Source organism: Aliidiomarina iranensis, assembly GCF_003987135.1.
GTDB lineage: Bacteria > Pseudomonadota > Gammaproteobacteria > Enterobacterales > Alteromonadaceae > Aliidiomarina > Aliidiomarina iranensis.
On record NZ_PIPJ01000006.1, the window covers coordinates 1 to 12,656 of the forward strand.

The following is a 12,656-nucleotide window of genomic DNA, read 5'->3' on the forward strand; positions in this document are numbered from 1 at the left end:
TTGTCTGGCGGCCATAGCGACGTGGAACCACCTGAATCCTTTCCGAACTCAGAAGTGAAACATGTCAGCGCCGATGGTAGTGTGGGGCCTCCCCATGCGAGAGTAGGACACCGCCAGGCGCCTATTAAATAGAAGAGCCCTTCGCGTAAGCGAGGGGCTTTTTTATTGCCTGGGAATCAATAAAATAGCCTGTAGATCAACAGAGTTTAGCGGAAACATTTAGTGTTTTTGTACAAGCATCACGTAACTGATAGGACAAACATAGCCATGGCTTTGCAATCAACACCTTATAAAATTGCGCTTGATATATCAGATACGGATCGTGGCTGTTATGAACAGGTTAAATTTACGATTGCCCGCCATCCCTCTGAAACTGAGCTTCGATTGGTTGCTCGGATTCTTGCGTTTGGCCTATTTTATCATGAACGGTTAGAGTTTGGCCGTGGCCTATCAGAAACGGAAGAGCCGGCACTATGGCAAAAAGCGTTGCATGGCGATATTGAGCATTGGATTGATGTTGGCCAACCGGATTTGGACCGAATAACAAAGGGAAGCCGAAAAGGGGACCTTTATAGTTTATTAGTTTATGGAAATTCGCGTGTTTGGATTGAAAAGACGTTGCCAACGATAACCAATTTATCGAATGTGAACATTATCCAGTTACCAAGCGAACCCATGGATGAGTTGACTAAAGTAATCGCTAGGAACACTCATTGGGGAATTATGGTAACGGATAATGTTGTTTACGTTAGCCATGGCGATGGGCAAACGGTTATTGAACTCACCAACCTTAAGGCCTTAGAGGCCTAACACTTCGATTTATATAGCAGCTAAGATTAATTTTCTTTAAAAGTTAATCTTAGCGCGCTCCAGCTGTTAGAATTAATTTACGATAAAAAACACGATGCGAATAGCATTGACATGAATGGAATATCTGAATTGACCTCACTACGCCCTTATCATAGTTTTGCGCTTCCAGCGTCTGCTGAGTCAATGCTCTATGTTGATTCCGAGGCGCAGCTTGAAAACATTATCTGGCGTGATGATATGTGGATACTTGGAGCAGGAAGCAACACCATATTTGTTGATGATTATGCAGGTGTGGTGCTCGTTAATCAGCTAAAAGGAATTCAGATAGATGACATTGACGATGGTTGGCTGATCGAAGTAGCCGCCGGTGAAAATTGGCACGCTCTTGTTGTGCATTTGATTGAGCTAGGTATTCCTGGCCTCGAAAACCTTGCATTAATTCCGGGTAGTGTGGGCGCAGCGCCAGTACAAAATATTGGTGCATACGGTGTTGAGGTGAGCAAGTATATAGGGAGCGTTAGAGTTTATGATTTGAAAGCTCACAAAGCATACACGCTGAGCAACGCCGAATGCGAATTTGCGTACCGTGATAGTTTGTTTAAACAGCCTTGCAATGCTCATCTTCTCATTACTTCAGTTCAATTTAAGCTACCAAAAAATTGGCAACCAACACTTACGTATCCGGACTTGAACTCATTACCGCCCTATATTGACGCGAAAACTATTATGGCGCATGTTATTTCGGTTCGTAACGCCAAGCTTCCAGATCCGCAACGTATTCCTAATGCCGGAAGTTTTTTCAAGAACCCTGTGGTTGCAAAAGCACACTACGATCGCTTAATTGAGCGTTTCCCCAATTTACCGGCTTATGTAGTAGATGAAAATCAGGTTAAGCTTGCGGCCGGTTGGCTTATTGATAATGCAGGCTTAAAATCGATGAAGATAGGCGGCGCTGAAGTTCATCAACGTCAGGCCTTAGTGCTCGTGAACAAGGGTAATGCCACAGGCGAGGATTTGTTGAGCCTTGCCCGTGCAATACAAGCGCGTGTAGAAGCCGAATATGGTGTTAAGTTAGAACCGGAAGTTCGCTTATTAGGAAAGCACGGATTGTTAGGGGAATTATGAGTTTAACTAAGCAGCAGAGTGATACGAGCGCGCATGATCTTGATTCGCAATTGGTGCAGCGTTTGGCCGATGGCGGCTTTCATTCTGGTGAACAACTAGGTTTAGAGTTTGGCGTTAGCCGCGCAACGATTCATAATCATATTGAAAAGCTTACTACCTTAGGTTTAGATATCTTCCGTGTAACGGGGAAAGGCTATCGCCTTGCTAAGCCAATACAACTGTTAAGCAGCGATAAAGTTCGTATTAAACTACCACATGAATTGCGCGAGTTGCCCCTATATCTTAATCACGTAACTGGCTCTACAAACGATGATATTCGCTCTATCATTACCAATGGAACAACGCCCGGAACCAGCGTGCTGGCGGAAATGCAAACGCACGGCAGAGGCCGCCGGGGTAAACAATGGCATTCGCCCTTTGGTAGTAATCTTTATCTCTCGATTTATTGGCCATTGTTGCAGGGCTTGAACGCGGCAATGGGTTTGAGTGTAGCCTTAGGTTTGGCGGTTGCGGAATCGCTCACAGCCGCAGGTATTCAAGAAGTGAGTGTGAAGTGGCCCAATGATGTCTATATCCAACGAAAAAAAGTAGCCGGCATATTAGTAGAGCTTGAAGGCCAAGCCGGAGGTGAAGGGCAAGCGATTATCGGGATTGGCCTGAATCTAGCAATGCAAGATACAGAAGCTTCAATAGATCAACCTTACACCTCGGTAATGGCGCACTTAGATAAGCCACTGGATCGCAACTGGTGGGCAAGCGAATTGATAAAGCGCTGCATCGATCGGTTAACCGTTCATGATCAACAAAATCTAAAAGGTTTATTGGATGTTTGGCGTGAATATGATCATTTTTATCAGCAACCTGTGAGGCTCATTCTCGGACAACACGAGCAAATAGGTGTGGGCAAAGGGATTGATGAGTTTGGGGCGCTTTTAGTACAACAAAGTGATGGATTAAAGCGTTATTTTGGAGGGGAAATTAGTGTCCGCAACGCTACTACTTGAAATTGGGAATACAGCTTGGAAGTTAGCGCGTTATCACCAATATCAAACGCCTGAGTTTCTCTCCAAAGGTTATGGTATTGATGATCTCTTTAACGAATTTGAAAAATTGGAATTTGATGAGCTGGCAATGGCGAATGTTGGGCCAGAAGAGCATTTTGAACGCATCAAACTTTACGCTGAAACCGCTAATAAAGTACTTTTTGAAGCTCGTACAAGCTCTGGTTTTGGCATTCAGCATTGCTACTCGCGCGAGGCGAGTTTGGGGGTTGATCGCTGGCTCACCTTATTGCTTGCGAAATCGGAACAAACGGCAGCCATCATTATCGATGCCGGAACGGCTATCACGCTGGATGTGATTGATGAGAAAGGCCAGCACTTGGGGGGTTGGATTGCGCCCGGAATGCATTTGATGCAAGAAGCTTTGGTGCGTAAAAGCACACGGTTAAGGGTTTCCGATGAAACGCCAACAGAATTACTCGGTAGCAGCACCGAAAACGCCATTCATCTTGGTTGCAAAGCTTCGTTGAATGGTTTTGTTGAGCAAGCATTGGTTGCCGCGCAAGTTCGCCTAACGCAAGCGGGTGAGGCTAATACACCGAAGGTATGGTTAACCGGTGGTGATGTTCCCTATCTTGGTAACCCATTATTACCTGACGATAATGATACGAATAGCGCTTTTTTAGAACGCTTGAAAAGCATAGAGCAAAGGCCAAATCTAGTGCTCGAGGGATTGGCAGTTTGGTATCAGCAGGTAAATAAAATAAAAGCGGGCTAACCTTGAGTTAACCCGCCAAATTTGAAAGAAAACTGTTGTACTTGGAAAGCTATTTCGCAAACAACGCGAAATGCAGTGGGCAATTGTGCCGCGTTTTAATTGAGTAACTCACTCAAGAAAGCCGAGCTTTAAAATCGGCGTAAGTAAACTTACGCACCAATTCGAAATCACCGTTACGGCGCAAGATACCAATCGAAGGGTGCTCAACGCCATTGAAGAAGGTTGTTTTTACCATGGTGTAGTGCATCATATCTTCAAAGATCACGCGATCTCCGGCTTTTAATTCATGGTCAAAGCTATAATCGCCGATGACATCGCCGGCCAAACAGCTGTTGCCACCGAGTTTGTAGGTAAAGGCTTTCACATCCGGTAAATCAGCGCCGGTAACGGCAGGGCGGTAGGGCATTTCCAATACATCCGGCATATGGCCAGTTGCGGAAATATCCAAAATTGCAATTTGCCCCTGATTTGCCACAACATCCACAACCTCCGCAACCAGCGGGCCGGTTTGCCAAGCTACTGCGGAGCCGGGTTCCAGAATAATGTCCAAATCATAGGTTTCGCGCAGCCGTTTAAGTTGCGCTATCAAATGATCGGTATCATAGCCTTCGCGCGTCATTAGGTGGCCACCACCAAGATTTAACCACTTCATTTGCGGTAGCCATTTAGCAAAGCGGGTTTCTACCGCTGCAAGCGTGCGCTCAAGGGCAAAGGAATCGCACTCACAAAGGTTGTGAACATGCAGGCCTTCAATACCGGTTAAATCAGCTTGCTCTAAATCAGCCGCAAGAATACCCAAGCGAGAGCCGGGTGCCGATGGATCGTAGAGTTCAGTATCGGCTTCTTGATGCTCGGGGTTGATTCTCAAGCCCATTGAAACGCCTTTTGCGGCCACTTGACCCCGATATTTGTGCCATTGATGAATACTATTGAAAGAAATATGCGTACAGTGGCGCAGAAGCACCTCAATATCATAATCTTTGTAAGCAGGGGAATAGGCGTGCACCTCGGTGCCGAATGTATCCGCGGCCAGTTCGGCCTCCCAAGCAGAACTTGCCGTACAACCTTTGAGATATTGGCGCACAATTGGAAAAGAACTCCACATGGAAAACCCTTTCAATGCCAAAATAATACTCGCGCCGCTTTGTTCTTGAACATGCTTCATCAATTCTAAATTATTGATTAGCTTTTGCTCTTCCAATACATAACAAGGCGATGGAATAGCTGGCGAAAGGAAAGGATTAGTCATGGTTGCTGCATCTCCAAAATAAGCAAAACCGGCTCGCAAGAGCCGGCTATTCAAAGTTTAGTAGCTTAATCCCGCAGAGGATTCTCATCTACTTCAACAACCTGCCATGGCAGGCCATATTTGTTTAAACGTTCCATGAACGGGTCTGGATCGAATTGTTCCATGTTATAAACACCCGGCTTCATCCAAGTGCCCTCTAACATCAAAGAGGCACCAATCATCGCCGGTACACCTGTAGTATAGGAAACCGCCTGAGCGCCTACTTCTATATTACATGCAGCATGATCACAGTTGTTGTAGATGAAAATAGTTTTTTCTTTACCATCTTTCATGCCGGTGATGTAGGTACCAATACAAGTGAGGCCTTCATAACCTTCAGCAAGTGAACCTGGGTTTGGTAAAACTGCTTTTAGAAACTCTAAAGGCGCAATTTGTTGGCCGTTGTAATCAATTGGTTTAATCGAGGTCATGCCAATGCCTTCTAAAACACGTAAGTGATTTAAGTAGGCATCACCGAATGTCATCCAGAAACGAGCACGTTTGATGGTAGGGAAGTGCTTAACAATAGATTCCAATTCTTCATGGAATAACAAATAGGAAGCACGAACGCCTACGTTCGGATAATCGAGGTCTTTGCGAACACTGATTGGATCGGTTTCAATCCATTCGCCGTTCTCCCAGTATTTACCGCGCTGTGTGATTTCGCGGATATTGATTTCCGGGTTGAAGTTGGTTGCAAAAGCTTGGCCATGATCACCACCATTACAATCAACGATATCTAAATAATGGATTTCATCAAAATAGTGTTTTGCCGCATAGGCGGTAAATACGTTGGTTACGCCCGGATCAAAACCAGAGCCGAGAAGTGCCATTAGGCCTGCTTCTTTAAAACGCTCGTGATAAGCCCATTGCCAGCTATATTCAAACTTAGCTTCATCTTTTGGTTCGTAATTTGCGGTGTCAAGGTAATGTACATTAGTTGCCAAGCAGGCATCCATGATCGGCAAATCTTGATAAGGTAAGGCCACATTAATTACTAATGCAGGCTCAACCTTTTCAATCAGAGTTACCAATTCATCAACATTATCGGCGTCAACGGAGTAAACACCCACAACACGATCTTTGCCAACCTCTGCTTGTAACTTTTCACATTTAGAAACTGTGCGCGAAGCCAAGTGAATTTCAGAGAAGTACTCTGGCAACATGGCACATTTTTTTACTACAACACCGCTTACACCGCCGGCGCCAATAATTAATACTCGAGACATTGTATTCATCCCTTTATCTTGATGAAATTCTGCATAGAAAACGGGCGCGATTTTGCCTATGCCCAGTAACAAATGCAATCATTATTCTGCATTTTGGTCCGCTGTATTGCCGCTCTTCATATTTAGATGTTCAATCAGGAATGCCCACTGATCTGCAATTTGTTCGATCGCCATCCAGGTGGGAGTTCCTGCGCCATGGCCGGCGCGCGTTTCCACACGTAACATAACCGGCGCATTGCAACCCTGATCGCGTTGCAACACAGCTGCGAATTTATAACTATGCCATGGTACCACACGGTCGTCGTGATCGCCTGTGGTGATAAGTGTTGGCGGATAACACACCCCAGCCTGAGTATTGTGCACTGGCGAGTATGCATGCAACGCTGTAAATTCTTCGGCGTTTTCACTTAACCCATAATCACTGCTCCAAGCTCGCGCGTTCGCACTAGCAGTGTGATAACGAAGCATATCTAAAACGCCAACGGCGGGAAGAGCCGCACCGAACAGCTCCGGACGTTGTGTTAAAGCTGCCGCTACCAACAATCCGCCATTAGAACCACCTTGAATCGCTATTTTTTCGGCTCTTGAATAATTTTCATCAATCAAGAATTCCGCCGCAGCAATAAAATCATCAAACACATTTTGTTTGTTTAATTTGGTACCAGCTTGGTGCCAAGCATCACCATATTCGCCACCACCCCGAAGGTTTGGTATGGCAACAATACCACCTTGCTCAAGCCACACCATGCGGGCCACGCTGAAACTAGGGGTAAGCGATACATTGAAGCCGCCATAACCGTAGAGGAGCACGGGATTTTCACCGTTTAATTGGGAATCCTTATGGCGCACGATGAACATGGGGATCTCAGTACCATCTTTGCTTTTGTACTTTACTTGCTCAGTTCTGTAATCACTTAATTCTGCATTTACCTGAGTTTGTTGATGAAGATTTATTTCATCGTTAGCGATATCGTAATGATAAATCGCACCGGGCTGGGTAAAGCTGGTGAGGCGAAAAAACGTTTCTAGATGATCGGAATCACCAGTAAAACCAGATACTGAACCGATTTCCGGTAGCTCAAGCTGTTTAATGTGCCGGCCATGTGCTGAGTAAATCTCTACCAGTGATTGCGCATCGCGCAGATAGCTAGCAAAAAACTGCCCGCCCACATAGCTCACATCTTCTAAGGTCTCTGCCTTTTCAGCGATAAGTTCCTGCCAATGCTCGGGTTCTGGGCGATTAATATCAACGGCAATAACACGGCCATTTGGGGCATTGTTGGTGGTATAAAAATAGAAAATATTGCCATCAGCTTCAATCAAACTGTAGCGGGCGTCCCAATTATCAAACAACGGTTGCCATTCAGCGTTTTCGGCTGTTAAATCAAGTACGTGAATCGCGTTCGTGCGAAATCCTTCAGAAAGATTAGCCAGTAAAAAGCGGCCATTGCTCGCTACCTGCGGATAGGGGTTAATAGGGCGCTCATGATCGATTTGGTATACGAGTTCATCACTCGCTTGCTCCTCTCCAAGCACATGCTTATATATACGCACCGTTTGTTGATCATCGGCCTGCCCATTTTCATCTTCTGGATAACGGCTGTAATAAAAGGCAGTTTCATCCGGTAACCAACTTACGTTGGTGAATTTAGTGCCAGTAATTTTATCATTTAAATCGTTGCCGGTTTGCACATCGCGAACACGAAACTCAACCCAATCAGAGCCGCCATCAGAAACACCATAAACGATATAGTTCGCCTCTGGGCTTATGTATGTGCGCGAAAGTGACACTGTGCCATCGAGGCTAAATTGATTGGGGTCGATAAGCGTTCTTGAAGGTTCATTCAAGTTGTTGGTAACGTATAAAACCGCTTGATTTTGTAAGCCATCGTTACGATAAAAAAAGTACCGATCAGCAACTCGCGTTGGTGTGCTTAAACGCTCAAAATTCCAAAGTGTTGTTAGCCGTTCTTTCAACATCTCACGGCTTGATAGGTTGGCGAGGTAGGGTAAAGTGAACTGATTTTGCGCTGCAACCCAATCTTTTACCTCTGTACTATCCATATTTTCTAACCAACGATAAGGATCGCTAACGGTAACACCGTGATAATTATCAACTTGGGAGCCTTGGGGTGATTCAGGATACGCCATATATTCCTCGGGTTCTGGATCAGGAGTAGTAGTGCTGCAAGCGGTTAGTAAGAGCAGGCTAACTGCAGCAAAAGAATGTAAATAATGACGCAACATAAGCAAGTGTTTCCTTTTTTATGAAGCAAAACTTTAATGTTAGCTGATGATTATAGCAGCTGCTTTTGCTTAGATTCCACGAGTAGGCTCGCAAGATAACGTAAATGCTGTGTAAGCGCTTTTTTGCCGTGGAATCCGTGGGATTCTGCAAGCTCTGTTAGTGTATTGCCAGCACTCGCGCAACTTGCTAACAACCCACTCGGTAAAACACCACGGTGAGCTGCTTCTGCTAATACCGGTTGCAGCAGTTCAAAGGGAATAAAACCAGCGGCAAAATCGCTAAGGTAACTACTCAAGAGTGCCGTTTTATCAAAATATTCTTCTGCTTGAGTAAGGCTCCAATCTTGTAACCATCTCAGTTGTTGAGTGCTGGTTGTTGTTAGTTGCTGAAAAGGGAAATAGGTGCAAAAACGTTGAAATAGTTCCTGTAAAAGCGGTGAGTATTGGCCTGGTTCGGGCGTGCGTGCATATAAACCGGAATACATTCCTGAAGCAGCATCAATATGCTGGCCAACGCGCAAAGGTAAAAACTCATTGCGCAGCCAAAATCGATGTAAGCGTTCACTTACGCCAAAGCTTGTGCCGATTAGGTTGTAATTGCCCTTAGCCTGGATAAGCACAAAATCCAGAAGTGCTGAGCCGGCACCCTGCTGCTGCACCTGCGGCGCAATTGCAATTCGCACGATTCGTTGCATGCTTAATTGAGCCGCCGCTTTGCTACGTAAATGAAAACACATACTTTGCGGTAAAAGTTGGCCTGCTGGCCTCCGCTTCCCCTCAAAAATAGGCTGAATCAGTTCCTCAGTAATGGGCCCTTCATCAGCTATCCAACAGACACCCGTTAGGGTATTTCGATGCCATTGTAAAATCAGTTGTTGTTTCCGATCATCAAGCAACAGGCGCAAATCATTTGGGCTCGTTTGGTAATGCGCATTTGTTAGTAAGATAAATGCCTGTTCTAGCACTTCGGGAGATAAACTTGCCGCATGTACTTGCTGGTAATTGGCTTGGCCGCTAATTTGCGCTGTAGGCTCGTTCGGATAAACACAAAAACACCGATTTAATCCAGCCTCTAGCGGATCGCCATCGGCCCAACGAATAGGCTCATGCAAATTAAGAGTGAATACTTGCTGAAAGTAATTCGGTAATGCTTGTTGGAATCGAAGTAAAAAGCCACGGCCGGCGCTTTCATAGCCTTCGGTTGTAGTGGCAATGGCTAAGCGCTGGCAACGCTCCGCGAGCGATTGCAACACATGGCTAGGTAATGAGGCGGCTTCATCGATAAGTAACCACTCATTGTCTGTTTGCTGGTAACTTGGCAATTGGTCTGGGGCTAAAAATTTAAAACTTGTGATTCCCGCACTATTGCTCGCGCTAAAAAAAACACTCTGTGCTTGCCGTTTTGAGGGGGCGCATAGGGTGAACCTAAAGCGTTCTTTTGCTGCAGCTATCCAGAACCCCAGTAAACTTGATTTTCCTCGCCCTCTTGCTGCGTTCAGCAACACAGCCCCAGAATCGATATTACTAAGTTGTGTTAATGCCTTAGCTTGTTCACAAGTAGGCTCCAGCGCTGTGCTTTTGTAGGCCTGAGATTGAAGTGATTTAGTTTCACTGGCAACTTTGGGCTTGCCTGCTAGATTCGCTCCTTGAAAGTTTCGCTTTGCGTGAAGAGTAAGTAGGCGCTGGAGTTCTGAGCTATCGGTTAGGTGAGTATCAAGGCCAGCATTAGCAAGGGTAAAGAGTAAACGTTGGCTACTGGGTGTTAGCTTTTGGGGTAAGCGCAATATGAGTAACCCGCCGCCGGCTAGGGTGCCACTTACGGCAAGTAGCGCATCGGCATGAAATTGCTCACTTAAATCGAAAAAAATACAGCGGTGTTCAGTACCCAAATATTGGCGATACTGATTTACGTTTGTTGCATCCAGTTTTAGTAGTGCAAATTCTACTTTCGGAAGCTTCGTGTCTGCCCCGATGAATAGCACCTTTCGGTATTGCTGGTTCGTTTGTGTGGTTGCCATCATAAATTTGAGTATATCGTGGCGCGCAAATAACACCTAAAAAAATCCCGGCGAGGCCGGGATTTTTAATCTAGTTTTTTTTGAACAATTGAGCAAATGCACAAGCTACTTAGAAAAGAGGCATGGCAAAGAAAATATCCAATACTGTGTTTACAAACACAACCGCAAGAATAATGGGAATAAAGGTTGTAAGCGAAAAGCTTATGTATTTTTGGAACAAACCATCTTTATAACCTACCGCACCAGTATTCAATTCATCATGTAAATTCTTTGTGCGCCAATGCCACACCACAAATAAACAAATGAGCAGGCCATTGAGAGGTAGCACAGTATCGTAGAATACATCATAAATTAAATCGAACACCGAGCGTGAACCACCACCGTAGCTAACAAAATCAGTGAAGAAATTGACCATACCGAACGAAGCTGTGGCGATCAGCGTTAAAATCCCCATGGTACCTGCCAGTACGAGCAGTGCTTTGGAACGAGTAAAGGAATACTTGCGCACAATGGTAGCTGTTGGCACTTCTATGATGGATACCAAAGATGTGATCGCCGCTACAAAAACTAAGAGAAAGAAGATAACCGCCACGATACTGGCACCGAGATAACCAATGTTGGCCGATAGTGCTAAGAATATCTGCGGCAAGAAGGTAAAGATCATAGCCACCGATGATTCACTTAGCTCTGCGGGGTTGGTATCTGGGTTGATCGCGAAAATCGCTGGTAATACCATTAAACCGGCAGTAAAAGCCACCGCAGTATCGGTTAACAGCACCATTTTCCCAGCGCCCACTACATTATCGCGCTGGCGCAAATAAGAACCATAGGTGATCAAAATACCCATACCAAGCGATAACGAGAAAAACGCTTGTGATAATGCACCACTAATTACACTGCCATTAATTTTGCTGAAATCAGGTACCAAATAGAACTGCACCCCCGCAAAAGCATTATCTAAAGTGAGTACAAAGCCCACGAGTACCAGCAACATGATAAATAAGGCTGGCATCATAATTCGCGCGGCTTTCTCAATACCATCGCGTACGCCACTTACCAGTACAAAATAAACAATGGCAGCAACCATTGCGAGGTATAAGAAAACGCTCCAGCTGTTAATAAATAAGCCAAAATACTCTGGGTTCGCAATAGTATCGAGGTTGCCTAATACCGTTTGTATTAAATAACCGAGTATCCAAACCGTAATCACCATATAGAACACGCCAATCATAAAAGGCGTGATTACGGCCAACCAACCGGCAAAACGCCATGGGCTTTTACTGCCAGCAAGCGAAATATAAGCACCATGCGGATCTGATTGGGTTTTGCGGCCTAACCCCATTTCTGCGAGCATAATGGGCAAACACACAAAAACCACAAAAATGGCGTAGATAATAAGAAAAGCACCACCGCCATTTTTGGTGGCGGCAACAGGAAAACCAACCATGTTGCCAATACCAACGGCGGAGCCGGCGGCAGCAAGAATAAAGCCAAGGCGGGAACTAAAATGCTCGCGAGGCGTGTTCATAAGCAAATTCCTATTTTTTGTTATAGTTTTATTAATAGCTAGGCGTTATAGCAGGTTTTACCCCACCACCGCAAACCCCAAGTTACGTTGCTGGCGCTGGTTGGCGCAGCAAACGCGATAAACACCCAACCAAAAACAACGTGATTGGCTATCTCATCGTTTTGGCTTTGCAGAAACGTAAATGGTGATAAAGCCGGTTATCACTTGTGTACCATCGGCTTTATAGCCATTTACAGCAACCGCAATATCACCAATATTCCACGCTTCAGCTGGAATTTCCGCGGTAATGCGAATATCCGAATCAGCTTTGGCAGTATATTCAACTTGCATACCTTTCGGAATCCAACGCAAATGTTTAGGAATAGAGGCCTCAGCTACTGCACCCATGGCCATCTCTAAGCCATTACAAAGCGCAATAGCGTGAACAGTGCCGATATGGTTGGCAACCGCCTTGCGCTTCTTGAACTTGAGTTCGCAGTAGCCTGGCCGCAATTCAGTGATGAGTGGTTTAATGGTTTTGAAATAGGGCGCTTTACTGGCAAACATGCGCGAAAATATTTGGCGGCCAAAGGGTAGTCGCAAAGTTTTATGATACAAAGCTAGTAAATAATTTGAAGCCATTTGCAATTCTC

The 12,656-nt window shown here is 45.2% G+C and carries 10 protein-coding genes and 1 rRNA gene; 5 read left to right on the forward strand and 6 right to left on the reverse strand.

The features are described from left to right. Positions 1-3 precede the first annotated feature (3 nt). The 5 genes from rrf (at position 4) to CWE08_RS08380 (ending at position 3,714) form a co-directional block, all read left to right on the forward strand. Positions 4-119, forward strand: a 5S ribosomal RNA gene (gene rrf, locus CWE08_RS08360). A 148-nt stretch (positions 120-267) separates the two neighbouring features. Then, on the forward strand, positions 268-810 hold the full coding sequence (locus CWE08_RS08365; RefSeq protein ID WP_126767477.1) for a YaeQ family protein: 543 nt from the start codon (positions 268-270) through the stop codon (positions 808-810). Between the two features lie 129 nt (positions 811-939). Continuing rightward, the gene (gene murB, locus CWE08_RS08370) at positions 940-1,935 is read left to right on the forward strand and encodes a UDP-N-acetylmuramate dehydrogenase (protein ID WP_126767478.1); all 996 of its coding nucleotides are present in this window, start codon (positions 940-942) and stop codon (positions 1,933-1,935) included. Beyond that, the gene (birA, locus tag CWE08_RS08375) at positions 1,932-2,939 is read left to right on the forward strand and encodes a bifunctional biotin--[acetyl-CoA-carboxylase] ligase/biotin operon repressor BirA (protein WP_126767480.1); all 1,008 of its coding nucleotides are present in this window, start codon (positions 1,932-1,934) and stop codon (positions 2,937-2,939) included. Before murB ends, birA begins: the two co-directional genes overlap by 4 nt. Beyond that, on the forward strand, positions 2,917-3,714 hold the full coding sequence (locus CWE08_RS08380) for a type III pantothenate kinase (RefSeq protein WP_157981243.1): 798 nt from the start codon (positions 2,917-2,919) through the stop codon (positions 3,712-3,714). Before birA ends, CWE08_RS08380 begins: the two co-directional genes overlap by 23 nt. Before the next feature lie 112 nt (positions 3,715-3,826). On the opposite strand, the gene nspC is transcribed toward CWE08_RS08380, so the two are convergent. The 6 genes from nspC to CWE08_RS08410 all read right to left on the reverse strand — a co-directional run bounded on the left by nspC (position 3,827) and on the right by CWE08_RS08410 (position 12,645). After that, on the reverse strand, positions 3,827-4,963 hold the full coding sequence (gene nspC / locus CWE08_RS08385; protein ID WP_126767483.1) for a carboxynorspermidine decarboxylase: 1,137 nt from the start codon (positions 4,961-4,963) through the stop codon (positions 3,827-3,829). A 65-nt stretch (positions 4,964-5,028) separates the two neighbouring features. Next, positions 5,029-6,231: a saccharopine dehydrogenase family protein gene (locus CWE08_RS08390; protein ID WP_126767484.1), complete on the reverse strand. Its 1,203-nt coding sequence runs from the start codon at positions 6,229-6,231 to the stop codon at positions 5,029-5,031. Between the two features lie 81 nt (positions 6,232-6,312). Continuing rightward, the gene (locus tag CWE08_RS08395; RefSeq protein WP_126767486.1) at positions 6,313-8,478 is read right to left on the reverse strand and encodes a prolyl oligopeptidase family serine peptidase; all 2,166 of its coding nucleotides are present in this window, start codon (positions 8,476-8,478) and stop codon (positions 6,313-6,315) included. A 50-nt stretch (positions 8,479-8,528) separates the two neighbouring features. Continuing rightward, positions 8,529-10,499 (reverse strand): tRNA(Met) cytidine acetyltransferase TmcA domain-containing protein, encoded by a 1,971-nt coding sequence (locus CWE08_RS08400; protein WP_126767488.1) that lies wholly within the window; start codon positions 10,497-10,499, stop codon positions 8,529-8,531. Positions 10,500-10,605: 106 nt separating this feature from the next. Further along, a complete protein-coding gene (locus CWE08_RS08405) occupies positions 10,606-12,024 on the reverse strand; it encodes a sodium-dependent transporter (RefSeq protein ID WP_126767489.1) in 1,419 nt (472 codons plus the stop codon). Positions 12,025-12,177: 153 nt separating this feature from the next. Next, positions 12,178-12,645 carry a hotdog fold domain-containing protein gene (locus CWE08_RS08410; protein ID WP_126767491.1) on the reverse strand — a complete coding sequence of 156 codons (468 nt, stop codon included), beginning with the start codon at positions 12,643-12,645 and terminating at the stop codon, positions 12,178-12,180. Between the last annotated feature and the right edge of the window lie 11 nt (positions 12,646-12,656).